At 60.8% G+C, this 18,344-nt stretch carries 17 protein-coding genes; 5 read left to right on the top strand and 12 right to left on the bottom strand.

The window, feature by feature from the left end; translation table 11 throughout:
• Positions 1 to 87: 87 nt before the first annotated feature.
• Positions 88 to 1,515: an NADP-dependent isocitrate dehydrogenase gene (locus H6866_02925; protein ID USO08184.1), complete on the top strand. Its 1,428-nt coding sequence runs from the start codon at positions 88 to 90 to the stop codon at positions 1,513 to 1,515.
• Here the strand turns inward: H6866_02925 and folD are convergent.
• Both folD and H6866_02915 read right to left on the bottom strand, forming a co-directional pair.
• The gene (folD, locus tag H6866_02920) at positions 1,512 to 2,360 is read right to left on the bottom strand and encodes a bifunctional methylenetetrahydrofolate dehydrogenase/methenyltetrahydrofolate cyclohydrolase FolD (protein USO08183.1); all 849 of its coding nucleotides are present in this window, start codon (positions 2,358 to 2,360) and stop codon (positions 1,512 to 1,514) included. The two genes, H6866_02925 and folD, sit on opposite strands and share 4 nt — an antisense overlap.
• A gap of 15 nt (positions 2,361 to 2,375) precedes the next feature.
• On the bottom strand, positions 2,376 to 2,657 hold the full coding sequence (locus H6866_02915; protein ID USO08182.1) for a YggT family protein: 282 nt from the start codon (positions 2,655 to 2,657) through the stop codon (positions 2,376 to 2,378).
• A 111-nt stretch (positions 2,658 to 2,768) separates the two neighbouring features.
• Here H6866_02915 and H6866_02910 point away from each other — a divergent pair, with 111 nt between their 5' ends.
• Positions 2,769 to 3,476, top strand: a complete 708-nt coding sequence (locus H6866_02910) for a hypothetical protein (protein ID USO08181.1) — start codon at positions 2,769 to 2,771, stop codon at positions 3,474 to 3,476.
• A gap of 24 nt (positions 3,477 to 3,500) precedes the next feature.
• Here H6866_02910 and H6866_02905 read toward each other — a convergent pair whose 3' ends face one another.
• Positions 3,501 to 3,884 (bottom strand): hypothetical protein, encoded by a 384-nt coding sequence (locus H6866_02905; GenBank protein USO08180.1) that lies wholly within the window; start codon positions 3,882 to 3,884, stop codon positions 3,501 to 3,503.
• Between the two features lie 107 nt (positions 3,885 to 3,991).
• On the opposite strand from H6866_02905, the gene H6866_02900 reads away from it, so the two are divergent.
• From H6866_02900 to H6866_02890, 3 genes are all read left to right on the top strand, one after another.
• A complete protein-coding gene (locus H6866_02900; protein ID USO08179.1) occupies positions 3,992 to 4,483 on the top strand; it encodes a hypothetical protein in 492 nt (163 codons plus the stop codon).
• Positions 4,484 to 4,597: 114 nt separating this feature from the next.
• A complete protein-coding gene (gene acnA / locus H6866_02895; protein ID USO08178.1) occupies positions 4,598 to 7,300 on the top strand; it encodes an aconitate hydratase AcnA in 2,703 nt (900 codons plus the stop codon).
• 237 nt (positions 7,301 to 7,537) lie between these two features.
• Entirely contained in the window at positions 7,538 to 8,452 is a 915-nt protein-coding gene (locus tag H6866_02890) for a YfdX family protein (GenBank protein USO08177.1), read from the top strand.
• Between the two features lie 66 nt (positions 8,453 to 8,518).
• Here H6866_02890 and H6866_02885 read toward each other — a convergent pair whose 3' ends face one another.
• The 9 genes from H6866_02885 to H6866_02845 form a co-directional block, all read right to left on the bottom strand.
• Positions 8,519 to 9,739, bottom strand: a complete 1,221-nt coding sequence (locus tag H6866_02885; GenBank protein ID USO08176.1) for a hypothetical protein — start codon at positions 9,737 to 9,739, stop codon at positions 8,519 to 8,521.
• Positions 9,740 to 9,744: 5 nt separating this feature from the next.
• Positions 9,745 to 10,635 (bottom strand): hypothetical protein, encoded by an 891-nt coding sequence (locus tag H6866_02880; protein ID USO08175.1) that lies wholly within the window; start codon positions 10,633 to 10,635, stop codon positions 9,745 to 9,747.
• A gap of 67 nt (positions 10,636 to 10,702) precedes the next feature.
• Positions 10,703 to 11,518, bottom strand: a complete 816-nt coding sequence (locus tag H6866_02875; GenBank protein USO08174.1) for a hypothetical protein — start codon at positions 11,516 to 11,518, stop codon at positions 10,703 to 10,705.
• Positions 11,519 to 11,749: 231 nt separating this feature from the next.
• Positions 11,750 to 13,555 carry an elongation factor 4 gene (gene lepA, locus H6866_02870; GenBank protein ID USO08173.1) on the bottom strand — a complete coding sequence of 602 codons (1,806 nt, stop codon included), beginning with the start codon at positions 13,553 to 13,555 and terminating at the stop codon, positions 11,750 to 11,752.
• 240 nt (positions 13,556 to 13,795) lie between these two features.
• Complete coding sequence (locus H6866_02865) at positions 13,796 to 14,140, bottom strand: hypothetical protein (protein USO08172.1); 345 nt, start codon at positions 14,138 to 14,140, stop codon at positions 13,796 to 13,798.
• Positions 14,141 to 14,235: 95 nt separating this feature from the next.
• The gene (gene purH / locus H6866_02860; protein USO08570.1) at positions 14,236 to 15,840 is read right to left on the bottom strand and encodes a bifunctional phosphoribosylaminoimidazolecarboxamide formyltransferase/IMP cyclohydrolase; all 1,605 of its coding nucleotides are present in this window, start codon (positions 15,838 to 15,840) and stop codon (positions 14,236 to 14,238) included.
• A 42-nt stretch (positions 15,841 to 15,882) separates the two neighbouring features.
• Complete coding sequence (locus H6866_02855; protein USO08171.1) at positions 15,883 to 16,812, bottom strand: protein-glutamate O-methyltransferase CheR; 930 nt, start codon at positions 16,810 to 16,812, stop codon at positions 15,883 to 15,885.
• Positions 16,812 to 17,915, bottom strand: a complete 1,104-nt coding sequence (locus H6866_02850; GenBank protein ID USO08569.1) for a chemotaxis response regulator protein-glutamate methylesterase — start codon at positions 17,913 to 17,915, stop codon at positions 16,812 to 16,814. Before H6866_02850 ends, H6866_02855 begins: the two co-directional genes overlap by 1 nt.
• A 53-nt stretch (positions 17,916 to 17,968) precedes the next feature.
• Positions 17,969 to 18,334, bottom strand: coding sequence for a response regulator (locus H6866_02845; GenBank protein USO08170.1), 366 nt, complete (start codon positions 18,332 to 18,334; stop codon positions 17,969 to 17,971).
• Positions 18,335 to 18,344 lie beyond the last annotated feature (10 nt).

The following is an 18,344-nucleotide window of genomic DNA, read 5'->3' as shown; positions in this document are numbered from 1 at the left end:
TCGTGGGCCTGTTCTTAGGGGATTGTTAGGATATACTGTGCTTTGCTCGTCCCGCTTGCATTCCGCGGCGTCAAAAGGATTATCGAAATGAAGAAGATTCCCATCACGGTCGCGCATGGCGACGGCATCGGCCCCGAAATCATGGCGGCCACGCTTGATATACTGAACGCCGCCGGCGCGCCGCTGGAGGTCACGACCATCGAAGTCGGGCAAAAACTGTTCGAGCGCGGGGTGATGACCGGAATCGAACCCGCCTCGATCGAGGCGATCCGCGCGACGGGCGTCCTGCTCAAGGCGCCGATCTTCACGCCGTCGGGCGGGGGGTATAAATCCCTCAACGTCACCATCCGCAAGCTGATGTCGCTTTACGCCAATGTGCGTCCCTGCCAATCCTATCATCCGTATATCGAAGCGCTGCACAAAACCATGGATCTGGTGGTGGTGCGCGAGAACGAGGAAGACCTTTACGCCGGAATCGAGCACCGCCAGACGCAGCAGGTATGTCAGGCGCTGAAGCTGATTTCCCGTCCGGGGTGCGAACGCATCATCCGCTATGCCTTTGAATACGCGCGCGCGAACGGGCGCAAAAAGGTCACCGCGATGGTCAAGGACAACATCATGAAAATGGTGGACGGGCTTTTCTATCAGGTGTTCGAGGCGGTGGCGAAGGATTACCCGGATATTCAGAACGACCGTTATATCATCGATATCGGCGCGGCGCGCATCGCCGCGCGGCCGCAGGATTTCGACGTCATCGTCACCGAAAACCTTTACGGCGACATCATTTCCGACATCGCGGCGGAGGTGACGGGTTCGGTTGGTTTGGGTATTTCGGCCAATATCGGCGAACATTGCGCGATGTTCGAAGCCATGCACGGCACCGCGCCGGATATCGCCGGGCGCGGCATCGCCAATCCGTCGGGCCTGCTTTTGGGCGCGATCATGATGCTGACGCATATCGGCTGCGGCAAGGTGGCGGAGGACGTGCACAATGCATGGCTCAAGACCATCGAGGACGGGATTCATACCGGCGATATCTATCGCGAGGGCACGTCGAAAAAACGCGTAGGCACGCGCGAATTCACCGACGCGGTGATCGCGCGGCTGGGCAAGAAGCCGGTCGAAATGAAGGCCGTGACCTATCCCGACGGGCAGGGCGGAATCAAGATTCCGCCGCTTGCGGTGGTACCGCCCGCCAAAAAGGAATGGATCGGCGTCGACGCCTTCATCGAATTCAACGGCAAGGCGGATGCGCTGGCCGAAAAGGTGAAACCGGCGCTGGCGGCGGGGCTCGATTTGTCGCTGCTCTCCAACCGCGGAGTCAAATGCTGGCCCAACGGGTCGGACGGGACGTTTTGCACCGACCATTGGTGCGCGCGCATCCTTGGCGCGTGCGATACGGCCAAGCTGGTCGAAACGTTGCAAAAACTCGACGCCGCGGGCATTGCCGCGGTCAAGACCGAGAATCTGTATAGTTTCGACGGGAAAGACGGCTTCACCGCCGCCGCGGGTTAATCGCCGCTTTTCGCGGCCTTGAGGGTGTTGGCCAGAAGGCAGGCGATGGTCATGGGGCCGACGCCGCCCGGCACGGGCGTAATGGCCCCCGCCACTTGCGAGGCCGCGGCGAAATCGACATCGCCTTTCAGTTTGCCGTCATCCATGCGGTTGATGCCGACGTCGATCACGATTGCGCCCGGTTTCACCCAATCGCCCTTTACCATTTCCGCGCGGCCGACCGCGGCCACCAGAATGTCGGCGGTGCGGCAGAGTTCAGGCAGGTTTTTCGTTTTGGAGTGCGCGGTCGTGACCGTGCAGTTTTCGGCCAGCAGTAATTGCGCCATCGGTTTGCCGAACAAAAGCGAGCGGCCGATGACGACGGCGTTCAGGCCCGTCAGGTCCCGTTTTACGGTTTTGATCAAGCGCAGCGCGCCTTGCGGCGTGCAGGGCACAAGGCCGCTGCCGTCGCCCGCCACCAGCTTTCCGGCGTTGACGAAAGTCAGTCCATCCACGTCCTTTTCCGGCGCGATGCGCTGGATCAACGGATCGGAGTCAAGATGCGCGGGCAAAGGCAGTTGCAAAAGGATGCCCTGCACCTTTTCGTCTTGGTTAAGGGTGTCGATCAGAAGGGCGATTTCGTCGCGCGTGGCCCCGGCGGGCAGGCGGCATTCGATGGAGCGCATGCCCACCTCTTGCGTCGCCTTCACCTTGTTTTTCACATAGACGTGCGAGGCGGGGTCGTCCCCCACCAGAATGACCGCAAGGCCGGGTTTGGCTTCCATGCCCGCGACGTTGTCCGCGATGGATTTGCGAAGTCCGGCGGCGATGGATTTTCCGTCGATGATGGTGGCGCTGGCGGTCATGACGCGAACCCGTTGTTAGTAATAGAAGACCATGCCAACCACGCGTTCAAGCAGCGTGATCGCGAAGATGACGATGATCGGCGTGATGTCGATGCCGCCGATCGGCGGCACGTAACGGCGCACCGCGCCCATTACCGGCTCGGTCGCGCGCGAGAGGGCGGAGACGAGGCGCGCGGCCTGCGGATTCGCGGTATTGAGGACGCCGAAGGCGATCAGCCAGCTGATCACCACCTGCGCGATGATGATGAAGGTGTAGATCTGAAGGGCGAGGATAAGCAGGGACCCGATAAGCGCCATGACGTGAAACCTCCGTATCAAAATACCGCGAAGCGCGGTAGCATAAACCAGATTTTAGCAAAATGCCCGGAAACTGGTATAGAGGGGCCAAAAGGGGTTTCATAGAGCAAAATGACCGGTTTTGAACTGATTCTGGCCGCGCATCTGGCGGCGTCGCATCCGGGTCCGGCGCAATTCGTCAGCGCGGGCGCGAACGCGCCTGTTGCCTGTCCGGCCCAGAAAAGCGCGCAAGTCGACGTGCATTGGCGCAGCGAGCCGATCAAATACGACATCAGCCAGTCCGAGGCCGAACTGGCCGCGCACCACATCGACACCAAAAACCCGTACGGCGTGCATGTGGCGACCGACGTGGGCGGGTTGATGTCGGGCAAGATCAGCTTTCAGTCGTCGACCGAAATTTCGAGCGTGCGGTTCCCGGCGCAAAGCCTGACCTGTTTATGGATCAACCGGGTGAGTGTCGACATCGTCATGGACCCGACCATCCAGATCGCGAGCGAACACCCCAAGGGAACGTGCGAATACGTCGCGATCCTTGAACACGAATCAAAACACGTCGCCATCGACCGGGGCGTGATCGAGGCATATCTGGACACGATCCGCGCCGCGGCGGCGCAGGCGGTGCAAAAGGTCGGCATGGTCGGTCCCAAGCCGAGCGAAACGGGCGAGGATTTCAAGACCAAAATGTCGAAATATGTCGAAGGCCAGATCAAGGCCGCGATGGACCAGATGTATGCCGCGCGCGTGGCGCGGCAGCAGGCGCTGGATTCCAAAGCCGAATATGATCGCATCGCCGCGCAATGCCCGAAGGGCGGGCAGTAATCACTTCGTTTACCGGGGCGTGTCTTAATGTGCGGCTTGATCTGGCGCGGGCAGTTGCGCCATCGAGCGGACGATTTTGATGCGCCGGTCGCCGGGAAGCCGTTTTTCCGCGCGGTCCAGCAGTTTCAGGGTTTCTTTGACGTCGCGTTCCAGAACGACGCGCAGCGCGGCCAGCCGAATCATGGTTTCGGCGTCGTCCGGTTTTTGCGCCAGCGCGCGGGTGAATGCCGCTTCCTGATCAAGGTCGGCCTGCCGCGTATCCTGCGCGGACATGTCGGCGATGCGTCCGGAATCCGGGACGGGGCCGTCCATGCGCGCGGGTTGGCGCGCATACAGCGCGGCCAGCACGATGGCGGCGAAAGCCAGCGCGAGCGCGAAGGCAAGGATGCGAAAACGGGAGGCGGTCATGTTTGAAGCCTAAAACAGCGGCGGTTCGATGAAAATAAAAATTCGTTGACGTGCGAAAGCGGCTTTTGTTTTGATTACAAAAAACGATAAACGTCTGGGACCAAAACGTGCCTGTTCTGACCAAGCCTGCCGAAGTGCCGGTTTTCCTGTGCCATGACCCGCATTGGGAGGAACAATACGACCAGTTGCACAGCAAGCTTCGGGCGCAATGGTGCGCCGCGCGCCGCGAAAAAGACGTGGAGCGGCGCGGCGCGATCAAAGATGAATGCCGGGACACGCTGGGCAAAATGCGGCAGGTCCGGCTGCGCCGCTTCCGGTCGGTGGCGGAGGTCGCGGTCAAGCCCCTTAATGCCGTGCGGTATTACGCATTAAGGCGGGGCATTCGGGATATTCTGTTGCCCGGGCCGGAAGATTTTAAAACGCTGGCCGAGATCAACCGCTTTATCCGCGATCGCGATACCTATTTAGCGGCGCATTGGCGCCGTGCGGCCGTGATCGCGAAAATCAGGGACGATGCCGGGGCCATCGACCGGCTTTATCAAGGCGGGACGGTCATGACGATCAATCCTTCCGGGCTTTTGGGGCCTTCGGGGCTTTAATTTCCAGCATCTGGCGGTCGTTAACCCGGCTTTATCTTTCGCGCGGGCATGGTACGCTTGTTTTCGGGCGTTGCCGCCCAGTTTTTCCGTATTCTTTTTTCAAAGGTTTTCGCCATGGCCCGCACCGGACTCGATACGCTTCAAACCCGCCGCACGCTTGATGTCAACGGCATGAAATACGACTATTTCTCGCTGCAGGCCGCGGCGGAAAAGCTGGGCGATGTCAGCCGGCTGCCATATTCGCTCAAAGTGCTTTTGGAAAACATGTTGCGCAACGAGGACGGGCGCTCGGTCAGCGTCGAGGACGTGGAGGCGTTCAAGACATGGCTGAGCACGTTGGGCAAGAGCGAGCACGAGATCGCCTATCGTCCCGCGCGCGTGTTGATGCAGGATTTTACCGGCGTCCCCGCCGTGGTCGATCTGGCCGCGATGCGCGAGGCGATGGTCGCCCTTGGCGGCGACGCGCAGAAGATCAATCCGCTTTCGGCCGTGGACCTTGTGATCGACCACTCGGTGATGGTCGACGAATTCGGTTCGCCCAGCGCGTTCCAGAAAAACGTCGATCTGGAATTCGCGCGCAATCTTGAACGTTACAAATTCCTGAAATGGGGCCAGAAGGCGTTTCGCAATTTCCGCGTCGTGCCACCCGGCACCGGCATCTGCCATCAGGTGAACCTCGAATATCTGGCGCAGACCGTATGGGTGGATGCGGACGATGCAGACACCGATGCAGACACTGATGCAGACAAGGCGCGCATGGTCGCCTATCCCGATACGCTGGTCGGCACCGATTCCCACACCACGATGATCAACGGGCTTGCCGTGCTTGGCTGGGGCGTCGGCGGGATCGAGGCCGAGGCCGCGATGCTGGGCCAGCCCGTGTCGATGCTGATTCCGGAAGTGATCGGATTCAAGCTGACGGGCAAACCAAAGGAAGGCACGACCGCGACCGACCTTGTGTTGACCGTCACGCAGATGCTGCGCAAGAAGGGCGTGGTGGGCAAGTTCGTCGAATTTTACGGCGACGGGCTCGATCACATGGCGCTGGCGGATCGCGCGACCATCGCCAACATGGCGCCGGAATACGGCGCGACCTGCGGGTTTTTCCCGGTCGACGAAGAAACCTGCCGCTATCTGGAATTTTCGTGCCGCGATGCCCAGCGTGTCGCGCTGGTGCGGGCGTATGCCAAGGCACAGGGTATGTGGCGCGAGGCCGGGTCGCCCGACCCCGTGTTTACCGACACGCTGGAACTGGACATGGGGACGGTCGAACCGTCGCTGGCGGGGCCCAAGCGTCCGCAGGACCGCGTGCCGTTGTCCGTTGCCGCGCCGGAATTCAAAAAACATCTGGAAGCCGTGCACGGCAAGACGTCCGAAGTCGCGGTCAAGGGTACGGATTACGCGATGCGCGACGGGCATGTGGCGATCGCCGCCATTACGTCATGCACCAACACGTCGAACCCGTCGGTGATGATCGCCGCGGGGCTGGTCGCGCAAAAGGCCAACGCTCTGGGCATGACGGTCAAACCGTGGGTCAAGACCAGCCTTGCGCCGGGATCGCAGGTCGTCACCGATTATCTGGCCAAGGCCGGGGTGCAAGCGGATCTCGACGCGCTTGGATTTAACCTTGTGGGTTATGGCTGTACCACCTGTATCGGCAATTCCGGGCCGCTGCCGGATGCGATCGCCGCCGCCGTCACGGAAGGCGACCTGAACGTGTGTTCGGTGCTGTCAGGCAACCGCAATTTCGAGGGTCGCGTCAACCCGCACGTCAAATCGAATTATCTGGCCTCGCCGCCGCTGTGCGTGGTTTACGCGCTGGCGGGCAGCATGCTGATCGACGTCACGAAGGACGCGATCGGGAAGGATAAAAACGGCAAGGACGTTTTCCTGAAGGATATCTGGCCGACCAATGCCGAGGTGGCGGCGGCGGTGCAAAAGGCGCTGACGCCGGAAATGTTCAAGTCGCGCTATGCCGACGTGTTCAAGGGCACCAAGGAATGGCAGGCGATTTCGGGCGCGGATGGACAGACCTATCAATGGGACGCGGCATCGACCTATGTCGCCAATCCGCCCTATTTCGTGGACATGCCGAAAACGCCGGGCGCGTTCGCCGATGTGCGCGGCGCGCGGGCGATGGCGGTGTTCGGGGATTCGATCACGACCGACCATATCAGCCCCGCCGGGTCGATCAAAAAGGACAGCCCTGCCGGTAAGTACCTGATCGCGCACGGCGTGCAGCCCGCGGATTTCAACAGTTACGGCGCGCGGCGCGGGCATCACGAGGTGATGATGCGCGGCACCTTCGCCAATATCCGCATCAAGAACGAACTGGTGCCGGGCACCGAGGGCGGGGTCACCAAGTACGAGGGCGAGGTAATGCCGATTTACGACGCCGCGATGAAATACAAGGCGGCGGGTACGCCGCTGGTCGTGGTCGCGGGCAAGGAATACGGCACCGGATCGTCGCGCGACTGGGCGGCCAAGGGCACCAACCTTCTGGGCGTCAAGGCGGTGATCGCCGAAAGTTTCGAGCGCATCCACCGTTCCAACCTTGTCGGCATGGGCGTGTTGCCGCTGCAATTCAAGGGCGGGATGACGCGCGCGGATCTGAAAATCGACGGCAGCGAAACCTTCGACGTCACCGGCGTCGCGGGCGGCATCACGCCGCGCATGGACGTGACGTTGACCATCACACGCGCCGACGGCAAGACCGATAGCGTGATGCTGCTGTGCCGGATCGACACGCTGGACGAGGTCGAATATTTCCGCAACGGCGGCATTCTGCCTTACGTTCTGCGCAGTCTGGCGGGATAGGCGCGGGCGCTTTTCAAAAGTATTTGCGCGGGCGGCCATGTGCCGCCCGCGTCACATTTCGGTCACAGGATTGTACGGATTTTTCCCTGCTCTCGTGGGGATTTTGTTACACGGGATACCCATATCGCCGTTCATGTCTTTGAACGTAAAGGCATGACGGGTGACGATCTGTTGAGTTTTTTGCGGCTCTTTTCTTCGTCCTTCGTTCTTTCTTGCACATTTTTAAGGAGATTTGAGATGAAAACGCTTCATAGAAATTTGATTGTCGCCCTGATGGCCGGGACCTATCTTTGTGGCGGTGTTGCCGCCGCCTATGCCGCCGAAGGCGGCAACGCCGCCGCGCCCACGCCGCCCGCGCGCAGCGCGTTGCAAAATGCGCAGACGCCAGAGATGCAGGCGCAATCCCTGATGACGCGGATGGTGATGGCGCGGGTCGCGCTGGACCTTTCGGACGGAACGGATGCGCGCATGATCTTGAAGGAAGCGCAAAACGAGGCGCGCCAGATTCTGGCCGCCGCGCCGAGCGCAGATACGGTCGAAACAATGCGCAGCGGCAAGATCACCGTGCAGGCAAGCGACGTAACGCATGATTATCTGGTGCCCGCCGCGGACGATTTTATGGTCGTCGATCAACTGGCCGGCAAGGTCAAGGACGGCAAGGCAAAAGGGATCGACGTGACCGATGCGGCGGTGGTGCATACGCATCTGGACCTGAACATCGCTTCGGTTTCGGCGGCGATCGACCAGGCGTCGGAACTGGCCGCGAAGGGCGATCTGGCCGCCGCTTCAAAAGCGATGGACGGCGCGTTCAACGGCGCGGTGAGCGAGCAGGAGGTTCTGGTCGATCCGCTTTGGACCGTGTACGACAATCTTGTCCTGACCCAGACTTTCCTGAACGGTGGGCACGATCAGGCCGCGCAATACAGTTTGAAAAACGCACGCGCGCAGCTTGATGCGTTCAAGAAAGCCAATCCTGGCGCGACGGACCCCGCGATCGATACGATGGGTCTGGATATGAAGGAGCTGTCGTCGCTTTTGTCCGCCGACGAGAACAGCCGCAAGGCGCATCACGACGACATTCTGGCCAAGATCAAACATATGATCGATACGGCCGAACCGTGGCACCACGCCAAATCTGCGCAGGCACGGTAACGCTTCGCTTGGTGTGGTGTGCAAGAGGGTAGGCGGGTTGCCGTTTTTCGGCGGCCCGCCTGTTTTTTATCTGGGTTGTGCCGTTTCTTCGGTATCCGGGCGCATCGGCGTGGCGTGGACCACGTTTTTATCCTTGTTGTCCGCGTCCGTGTTTCCGGTTTCGCCGCGTCCGAATGCGCCCGCGCCCACTGTGGCGAAGCCCGGCACGGTGTTCGTGCCCATGTCCGGCATCGTCATATCGGTGGTGTCGAAATGTTTGGGTAGGGTTTTCGGGGCGTCCGGCACGCGTGGTTCATCGGGTGCGGGCGGGCGCGGTTTGGAGACGGCCAAAGGTTGGGCCGGGGTGTAGCTTCCTGCGGTTTTGGACGTGTCCGCCTTGGTGGGCGTGGACGGTTTTTCCGCCTCGGTTTCGCTGGATTTGGCCAGCGGCGCGGGTTTGACCGCTTTCATCGCGTCCGGTATTTCACGCGGCGCTGCGGTTTTGGAATCCGTCGTTTCGGGTTTTGTCACCACAGCGGATTTCGTGTCCGGCCTTTCCGGGCGGCTGGCGATTGCGGCGGCATGCGCCTCGCGCAGGGCTTCGACGTTTTTGGCGTTGCCTTTGACCAGCGTGTCGACGATCGCCGGGTTGCGCAGCGTGGTGGTGGCAAAGGCGGCAAGGGCGCGCGGTTCGTCCCATGTTGAAACCGGGCCGGGCGCCTGACCCTTGGCGTGCAGTATTGTGCCCTGTCCTTCGACCAGGCGGGCGCGGCCGCCGCCGGTATCGACGGCAACGCGGCCTGCGCGGTCAAGTACGCCGTATTCGCCATTCACCATGCCAGCCCAGAACGCCCCACCCTGCACGGCCAGCGTGCCATAAAGGATTTCGATGCGGATATGCGCGTTGTCGTTTTGGCCCATCAGACCGGATTGATAGGCGATGCTGCCCTTGGTTACCTTGTAGGACGCGGTGTCGCGGCGGTCGTTTTGGCCCGCGAAGGCAAAATCGACCGGTTCCCACTGTGTGTTTTCGCCAAGAGTGAATTGCGTGTCGTCGATCATCTGGACGAAGACCCGCGCACGCGGGCCGGTGGTCACCAGATCCTGCGGATGGAGCGCCATAGACGGCTTGGCCAGCGCCGGTTTCGGCCGGCCGAAAATATTGACGGTGGCCAGACCGTCGACCGCAAGGATGGTGCCGATGACGTTTTCGGATGCGGCTTCGGCGGCGGCGGGGTTTTTGAAATCCTGCGCCTGTGCGGGTGTTGTGACGAGCGCCAGCGCAATTATAAAAAGAGCAAGGCGCATGGCGGTCACTCCACCGGCTGGAAGTCGCCGCGGGCGAAGGCGGCGGCTTCGTCGATCAGGTCCAGCATATCCGGGCGTTCCGGGCGATAGCGGGTGTTAAAGCTTTCCTCGAACTGCGTGATTTCGGCGTTCAGGCGGCCAAGGCGGCGCTGGGCCGCCTCCATCCCCGGGGCTTCGGTCAGGGTGGTGCCGCGTTTGGCCTGAAAAAAGCCGACGGTGACCGCAAGCTGCACCAGTTCCAGCCACGCCGCCGCGACAAGCAGGCATTGATGCGGTTCGGGCATCGCGGCGCTTTTGGTGAAAATCGAACCCTTGGATTCGGCGGTGAAATTGAATGTCGTCGAGCGGCGCGGGTTGCGATAGATCAGCCCCACGCGCGCGCTTTCGGCCATCGCGCCGATCACCATGGCGATGGTGGTGTTGTGGTCGATGGTGACGCCGCGCCCGGCCATGTTGAAGGCATCCTCGGCGATTTTGACCGCGCGGTCGTATTCGTCGCGGTTGCGGGCGTCGCATTGTTCGATTACGTCCATGAAGGGGTGATAGGCGCCGTTTTTGTATATGCAGCGCCCGCCCTGATAGACCGCGACCCATGAATTGGGGTTGGTTTCGGTTTCATAGTCCGGCACCGTGGCAAGCCAGTTCGGCCCCCACGGATAGGACGGGGAGCGCGTCGTCACCGGGCCGTCGCGGTAAAAGGTGCGCACGATCATCGCCGCCATGCGCAAGGTGGTGTGCATGTTATGGCCGCGCACGACCATCCGTTCCGTATGCTGGCCGCTTTTGCTGATCAGCGGCAGGAAAATGCGGTTGCCCTGCGCGACCATCGGGGCGCTGCCCCGGTCTTCGTGGACCGTGAATTTTTCACGCAAAAGGGTGGTGTTGAGCAAAAACATGCAACATCCACGCTAGCAAAATCGTGGCGGTTTAGAAACGCCGATTACGCGCGCGGCGGGGATACGGTCAGGCGGCGAATTTCATGCCCGGCGCGGCAGGGCGGCGCTGGGCGGGGGATGCCATCTGGTCGGGCGCGGCGGTCTTGGTTTTGGCGGTGTTGGCCATAACCGGCTTGCCTTCGGCGCCGACCAGCATCGAGACCTGATTACCGTTCTTGTCATAGGCCGAGACGCGGCGGGCATAGGCGTAGCCGCAGGACAGCAGGGCGACCAGCGTGCCGATGTCCTGACGCTGTTGCTGCATTTCCAGTTTGATGTTCTTGCGGCGGGTGGCCGGATCGATGCCGCGCAGGGCCAAAGATTTGGCGGCGGATTTCGTATTGTTGCGGGCATTGCCGCGCGCGGCGGAGGCGCGCAGGATCGAGGTCGCGCCCATCATCGGGCGGCGGCGCGGGGCGACGACGGGGGCCTTGCGCGCGTCGAAGACGCTTTTGGATTTGGCGTCGTCTTTACGCTTGAAGGCCGGGCGGTCGGCTTTCTTTTCCTTGTCCTGATCCAGCATATCCGCAGCCATGCCCGAGGCGATGTCGAGCGCTGTCGAAGCCGCGCCGTCGGCCGCCATGCCAAAAGAGTGGGCGAGCGTGTCGCCGGCGACCTTGCCCATCGCGCCCTGAATGAAGAATGAATAATCGTCGTGCATGATCACGCCCGCGTCGCGCAGCATGACCTCCAGACCCGGCATCTGGCCTTTCTGGCCGGGTTCGGGCGGCAGGGCCGCGAGTTCCTTGTAATTTTGCTTAAAGCCCTCGACCGCGTGGCGGTAAAGCTGTTCGATCGGCAGATCGGTGTAGGTTTCAAGCGGCTTTGCCGGCGTGTAGTGCATTGTGGCGTCCCTGCGAAATTTTGTTTTCTTGTTCATTTCACAGTACGCCCGGCCGCTGAATATAAGGTTAATTTTCTTGTTTATTTTCAGGTACTTAATACAATTTTACTCAAATTTTATTAATTTTTTATGTAAATAAAAACGCCTGATTGGTGGTCAGGCGCTCTTTTATAATGGTTTCAACGGGATAACGCTATTTTTTTGTTTTATGGCCAATTTCCAGGTCTGGGTTTATTTGTCGTTGCCCATGCGCAGGGCCTCGATGAAGGCGGTCTGGGGAATGTCGACGGAACCGTATTGCTGCATCTTCTTCTTGCCTTCCTTCTGTTTGTCGAGAAGTTTGCGTTTGCGCGTGATGTCGCCGCCATAGCATTTGGCCAGCACGTCTTTTTTCAGGGCCGAAATGTCCTCGCGCGCGATGATCTTGCCACCGATCGCGGCCTGAATCGCGACCTTGATCAGTTGGCGCGGGATCAAGGTCTTGAGGCGTTCGCAAAGCTGCCGCCCGCGGCGTTCGGCCTGTTCGCGGTGGACGATCATGGCCAGCGCGTCGACAGGTTCCTGATTGACCAGAATGTCCATCTTCACCAGATCATCCTCGCGGAAGCCGTCGAGGGCGTAGTCGAAGGACGCATAACCGCGCGAGATGGATTTGAGCCGGTCGTAGAAATCGAACACGACTTCGTTCAGCGGCAGGCGATAGACCAGCATCGCGCGGGAACCGGCATAGGTCAGTTCGATCTGTTCGCCGCGTCGTTCCTGACACAGTTGGAGGATGCCGCCGAGATATTCGTCGGGCACCAGAATCGTCGCCTTGATGATCGGTTCCTCGATCGATTTGATACGCACCACATCGGGCATGTCGACGGGGTTGTACAGTTCGATCGATTCACCGTTGGTCAGGTGGATTTTATAAACGACCGAGGGTGCGGTGGGAATGAGGTCGAGGTCGAATTCGCGGTGCAGGCGCTCTTGAATGATCTCCATATGCAACAGCCCTAAAAAGCCGCAGCGGAAACCGAGGCCCAGCGCCTGCGAGTTTTCGGGTTCGTAGTGCAGGGAGGCATCGTTGAGGGCGAGCTTGCCCAGCGAGTCGCGCAGATGTTCAAAGCTTGAGGCGTCGGCCGGGAAGAGCGAGCAGAACACCATCGGGATCGACGGTTTGAAGCCGGGCAGGGGGGCGGGGGCCTGATTGCGTTCGTCGGTGATGGTGTCGCCGACCTTGGTGTCGGAAATCGTCTTGATCGCGGCGGTGATGAATCCCATTTCGCCGGGTTTGAGTTCGTTCACCATCACATGCTTGGGCGTAAAGATGCCGACACGCTCGACATCCTTGACCGATCCGGTGTTCATGAAGCGGATCTTCATGCCCTTTTTAAGCGTGCCGTCGAAAACGCGGATCAGGATGACCACGCCAAGATAGGCGTCGTACCAGCTATCGACCAGCAGGGCCTTCAACGGCGCGTCCGGGTCGCCCTTGGGCGCGGGCAGGTCGGTCGTGATCGCCTCAAGCAGGCGGTCGATGTTGATGCCGGTCTTGCCCGATACCTCCACCGCGTTGTGCGTGGAAATGCCGATCACGTCCTCGACCTGTTTTTTTACCGCCTCGACGTCGGCGGCGGGCAGGTCGATCTTGTTGATCACGGGCAGGATTTCAAGATTGTTGTCGATGGCCTGATAGACGTTGGCCAGCGTCTGCGCCTCGACCCCTTGGGTCGAGTCGACGATCAGCAACGCGCCCTCGCACGCGGCGAGCGAGCGCGAGACTTCGTAGGAAAAGTCCACATGGCCCGGCGTGTCCATCAGGTTCAACTGGTACATTTCGCCGTTCCGGGCCTTGTAATTCAGGCGCACGGTCTGGGCCTTGATGGTGATGCCGCGTTCCTTTTCGATGTCCATGTTGTCGAGGACCTGTTCGGTCATCTCGCGCAGCTCCAGCCCACCGCAGGTCTGGATCAGGCGGTCGGCTAGAGTCGATTTCCCATGGTCGATATGGGCAATGATCGAAAAGTTACGGATATGGGATTGAGCAACCACAAAGACACCCCTGAAAAGCAAAACGCCCGGCAGGTTTTAAGGCCTTCCGGGCGGCAATTCAAGGTTTAAGCAGTTATCCGTTACGCAAGGTCATGCCCAAGGCGGGACTTGGCTGGCTTGGCGCGAAGCCAGCGTCACGTTTGGCGCCTGATGCGGCAGCGTTGGAGAACGATTGCACAAAACCCTCGCCGGATAATTTCTGTCCTGCCAATTTTGAAAATTTATCCATATATTCCTCCCTTATGCCGCGTGGACGATCAGGGGCAGATCGACCCCGTTTTCCACTTTTTTTGTAACCGGATTCATCTGGATCATGCTGACCAGATGGGTGTTCAGGAAATAGGCCCGCAATTTGCGGTCGACGGCGATGCCGAAATTGCGGATGTCGCCATCCTCCATCACGAAATCGACCTTGCTGTTGGCGGTGTCGTATTCCAGCCATGAAACGGTCTTTGAAAACGGCCGGTCATGGAAAACGCAGACTTCGGCGCCGTTGCCGATAAACAATTCAACCACCATATCCGTGTCCGGATCCGTGGCCCTTGCGCCTGCGATCGGCGCGGATGGAAAAGGCGATGCCTGCATAATCCCAAGTCTACACCCGATGGGGGTGAATCCTCAAATTTCCTTACGTGCCATTAGGCCATAAGGGGGTTAATAAAGCTTTAAAATTATGGAAATCAATGCCGGAAGTGGCGCATTCCGGTGAAAACCATGGCTAGGCCGCGTTCGTCGGCGGCGGCGATGACCTCTTCATCCCGCACAGAACCGCCGGGCTGGATGATGGCGGTTACGCCCGCCTCGGCGGCGGCGATCAGGCCGTCGGCGAAGGGGAAGAAGGCGTCGGAGGCGACCACCGCGCCATGGGTCAGGGGTTCGGGCAGGCCTTCGGCCTTCGCGGCCTCGGCAGCCTTCCACGCGGCGATGCGGGAAGAGTCGACACGGCTCATTTGTCCCGCGCCGATGCCGACGGTGGCGCTGTTTTTGGCGTAGACGATGGCGTTCGACTTGACGTGCTTGGCGACGCGGAAGGCAAAGACCAGATCGTCCATTTCGCGCTTGTCCGGGGCGCGCTTGGTGACGACGCGCAGATCTTCGCGCGCGATGCGGCCATTGTCGGCATCCTGAAGCAGGAAGCCGCCCGCGATCGGGCGCAGGGTGCGGCGCGCGGCGGCGGGGTCGGGCATCGCGCCGGTGACCAGCAGGCGCAGGTTCTTTTTGGCGGCGATGATTTTCGCGGCCTCGTCCTCCACCGCCGGGGCGATGATCACCTCGGTGAAGACCTTGACGATTTCCTCGGCCGTCGCCGCATCCAGCGTGCGATTGAGGGCGACGATGCCGCCGAAGGCCGAAACCGGGTCGCAGCGCAGCGCATGGCGGTAGGCGTCGTAAAGCGAGCCGTGGGTGGCGACGCCGCAGGGATTGGCGTGCTTGATGATCGCGACGGCCGGCGCCTCGAACTCCGCGACCAGTTCAAAGGCCGCGTCGGTGTCGTTGAGGTTGTTGTAGGAAAGCTCCTTGCCCTGAAGCTGTTTCGCGGTGGCGATGCCGGGGCGGTTCGATCCGTCGAGGTAGAGCGCGGCCTTTTGATGCGGGTTTTCACCGTAGCGCAGTTCCTGTGCGAGTGTGCCGGAGGCGGTGAGCGTCTGCGGCCATGCATCGCCCAGCTGGCCTGAAAACCAGGCGGCGATCGCGCCGTCATAGGCGGCGGTCGCGGCATAGGCACGGGCCGCGCATTCGCGGCGGGTGGGATAGCTGATTTTGCCGTCGTGCCGGTCGAGTTCGGCGATCAGGTCGGCGTATTGCGCGGGGTCGGTCAGGACGGTGACGAAGTCATGGTTTTTGGCCGCGGCGCGAATCATGCCGGGGCCGCCGATGTCGACGTTTTCAACGCACAGGGAGAAATCGCCCCCGCCCGCCACCGTCTGCGCGAACGGGTAGAGGTTGACCACCAGAATGTCGATCGGGCCGATGCCGTTTTCGTCCATCGCCCGTTTGTGCGCCGTGTCGTCGCGGCGGGCCAGCAGACCGCCATGCACGCCGGGGTGCAGCGTCTTGACCCGGCCGTCCATGATTTCGGGGAAGCCGGTGATTTCGCTGACGTCCCGGACGGGCAGGCCCGCGTCCTTGAGTGCCTTGTGCGTGCCGCCGGTCGAGACCAGTTCGATGCCGTGGCGGTCGAGCGCGCGGGCAAGGTCGAGAATGCCGGATTTATCGGAAACGGAAAGCAGGGCGCGGACCGGTTTGACCGGTTCGTGAAAAGCGGGGAAGGATTTTGTGACCATGGGCATCACATACGCCCATGGCGCGCCCTTGGCAAGTCGGGATCAGGCCCGGTTCAGGCCGCCTGTCGCGGTGGCCGGCGGACGTATGGCAGATGGGGACGCAGCAGACGGGGATGCGGCAGGTTGGCCGGAAGGGGTGGTTCCCAGCGGTTGTGCCGGGGCGGAAGCCGGAACGTAAAGCCCGCGTTCGCCTTCCAACGGGCGGAAGGTATCGGTGATGCCCAGCACGGTTTCGGCGCCGCCCAGAAACAGAAAGCCGTGATTGGCGATGCGCTTGGCCATGCGGCCGAGGATGTTGCCCTTGGTCTGTTGATCGAAATAGATCAGCACGTTGCGGCAGAAGATGATGTCGAAATTGCCGAGCGAGTCCATCGGATCAAGCAGGTTGAACGCCTTGAACTGGACCATCGATTTGATGTCGTCCTTGACCGTCCATTGTTCGCCGGTTTGCGTGAAATATTTGACCAGCATCATGATTGGCATGCCGCGCTGGACCTCGAACTGGCTGTATTTCGCGGCGCGCGCCTGATCGAGGATTTCGCGGCTGAGGTCGGTCGCAATGATTTCAAACTTCACGCCTGCCCATTTGGCGGCGTTTTCCTTCATCATGATCGCAAGCGTATAGGGTTCCTGCCCCGACGAGCAGGCGGCGGACCAGATGCGGATGGTGCAGTTCGGCCCCTTGGCCTTGACGATCGCCGGCACGACCACATCGCGGAATTTATCGAAGGGCCGTTGGTCGCGGAAAAACATGGTTTCGTTGGTCGTCATCGCGTCGACGATGTCTTCGACCAGCGCCGGGGGCGGGGCCATGCGCAGCTTTGCCGCCAGCGCATCCATCGATTCGATGTTGTGTTTCTTGATGACCGGGGCAAGTCGCGATTCCAACAGGTACGCCTTGTCCATGGTGATGACCAGCCCGGACTTGGCGTAAAGCATGTTTTTGAAAATGTCGAAATCAGCCGGTTTCATCACAGTACCCGTCTTGCAACGTGCCCCCCGATATCCTTGAGCGGCAGGACCGCCGCGCATATGCCCGCCATCGCGGTCGCACCCGGCATCCCCCACACGACGCTGGAGGCCTGATCCTGCGCATAGGCGCAGCCGCCGGCTTCCACCACCGCCTTGGCCCCAAGCATACCATCGGAGCCCATGCCTGTCAGAATAACCGTAAGTATGTCGCGGGAATAGTGGGGAATCAGGCTGCGCAGCATCGGATCGACCGCAGGCTTGCAGAAATTTTCCGGTGCGCCGTCGTCCAGCGTCAGGACCATCTGGCCCTGATCGTTCTTTTTGACCAGCATGTGCAGGCCGCCGCGCGCGACATGGGCGCGTCCGGGCAGCAGGGGCATGCCTTCCTCGGCCTCGACGCAGGGGACGCCGGTCTGCTGGGTGATGTGCTGGGCCAAAATGGCGGTAAAGGTGGGAGGCATGTGCTGGGTGATCACCACCGGCACGTTCTTGATTCCCTTGAGCGGCTTGAAGAATTCAAACAGCGCTTGCGGGCCGCCGGTTGAGGACCCGACCGCCAGAATGCGCGGACGCCAGGTTGCCGGGGGCTCCGGGCGCAGCGCGAATTTCGCGCCTGTCGGCGGCAGGATGAAGCCGCCCTTGGCTTCCGATTTCACGGTTTGCGGAATGGCGGACGGGGCGACCGATGGTACGGGGTCCGATTTACCTGCGCCGCGCGGTTTACCGAAGGCCCGCACCAGTTCAATCACGCGGGCGTGAAAGACGCTGGAGGAGTTGATCTCGGTCGACGAGGTGGGTTTGGGGATGTAATCGACCGCGCCGATCTGCATCGCGCGCATCGAAATTTCGGCGTTTTGCAAGGTCAGGGTCGAGCACATGATCACCTTGGCGTTCGGGTGCGCCTTGATCAGCTTGCCCAGCGCGGTGATGCCATCCATCACCGGCATTTCGATATCCATGATCACGACGTCCGGTTTTTGCCGTTCGTACTGGCCAAGCGCGACCTCGCCATTCTGGGCGGATGCCGTCACCTTGATATTCGGGTCGGATTCGAGGATGCGCGTGATCATGCCGCGGATGACGGCAGAGTCGTCTACGACCATGACCTCGGTGATAGTGGTATCGGGCATTCGGATCCTGTCTTAAGAAGGAAGGCTTAGATCAGGCCGACCTGAGAGAATTTGTTGTATACGATTTCGCCGTCGAACGGCTTCATGATGTATTCGTTGGCGCCCGCCATGATCGCGCGCTGGATGAAGGACATGTCGTTTTCGGTGGTGCAAAAAACGACCTTGGGCGCGTCGCCACCCGGCATGGCGCGCAACTTTTCCAAAAACTCGATGCCCGACATGTTGGGCATGTTCCAATCAAGCAGGATCGAATCCGGCATCTGTTTCTGGCAAAATTCGTATGCTTGGACGCCGTCCTCGGCTTCGTCGCAGTTGAAGCCCAGTTCCTCGATGATGCGGCGGGCGACCTTGCGGACCACGCGGCTATCGTCCACGACCAGACAGGATTTCATCGTCAGATCC

The organism is Rhodospirillales bacterium (assembly GCA_023898805.1).
Classification (GTDB): domain Bacteria; phylum Pseudomonadota; class Alphaproteobacteria; order Micavibrionales; family UBA1664; genus UBA6145.
This window is presented reverse-complemented; position numbering and strand designations above follow the sequence as displayed.

Excerpts from the sequence above, each read along its gene's own strand:
- H6866_02925 (USO08184.1), top strand. The coding sequence starts at position 88 with ATGAAGAAGATTCCCATCACGGTCGCGCATGGCGACGGCATCGGCCCC.
- folD (USO08183.1), bottom strand. The coding sequence starts at position 2,360 with ATGACCGCCAGCGCCACCATCATCGACGGAAAATCCATCGCCGCCGGA.
- H6866_02915 (USO08182.1), bottom strand. The coding sequence starts at position 2,657 with ATGGCGCTTATCGGGTCCCTGCTTATCCTCGCCCTTCAGATCTACACC.
- H6866_02910 (USO08181.1), top strand. The coding sequence starts at position 2,769 with ATGACCGGTTTTGAACTGATTCTGGCCGCGCATCTGGCGGCGTCGCAT.
- H6866_02905 (USO08180.1), bottom strand. The coding sequence starts at position 3,884 with ATGACCGCCTCCCGTTTTCGCATCCTTGCCTTCGCGCTCGCGCTGGCT.
- acnA (USO08178.1), top strand. The coding sequence starts at position 4,598 with ATGGCCCGCACCGGACTCGATACGCTTCAAACCCGCCGCACGCTTGAT.
- H6866_02890 (USO08177.1), top strand. The coding sequence starts at position 7,538 with ATGAAAACGCTTCATAGAAATTTGATTGTCGCCCTGATGGCCGGGACC.
- H6866_02885 (USO08176.1), bottom strand. The coding sequence starts at position 9,739 with ATGCGCCTTGCTCTTTTTATAATTGCGCTGGCGCTCGTCACAACACCC.
- H6866_02880 (USO08175.1), bottom strand. The coding sequence starts at position 10,635 with ATGTTTTTGCTCAACACCACCCTTTTGCGTGAAAAATTCACGGTCCAC.
- H6866_02875 (USO08174.1), bottom strand. The coding sequence starts at position 11,518 with ATGCACTACACGCCGGCAAAGCCGCTTGAAACCTACACCGATCTGCCG.
- H6866_02865 (USO08172.1), bottom strand. The coding sequence starts at position 14,140 with ATGCAGGCATCGCCTTTTCCATCCGCGCCGATCGCAGGCGCAAGGGCC.
- purH (USO08570.1), bottom strand. The coding sequence starts at position 15,840 with ATGGTCACAAAATCCTTCCCCGCTTTTCACGAACCGGTCAAACCGGTC.
- H6866_02855 (USO08171.1), bottom strand. The coding sequence starts at position 16,812 with ATGAAACCGGCTGATTTCGACATTTTCAAAAACATGCTTTACGCCAAG.
- H6866_02850 (USO08569.1), bottom strand. The coding sequence starts at position 17,915 with ATGGTCGTAGACGACTCTGCCGTCATCCGCGGCATGATCACGCGCATC.
- H6866_02845 (USO08170.1), bottom strand. The coding sequence starts at position 18,334 with ATGAAATCCTGTCTGGTCGTGGACGATAGCCGCGTGGTCCGCAAGGTC.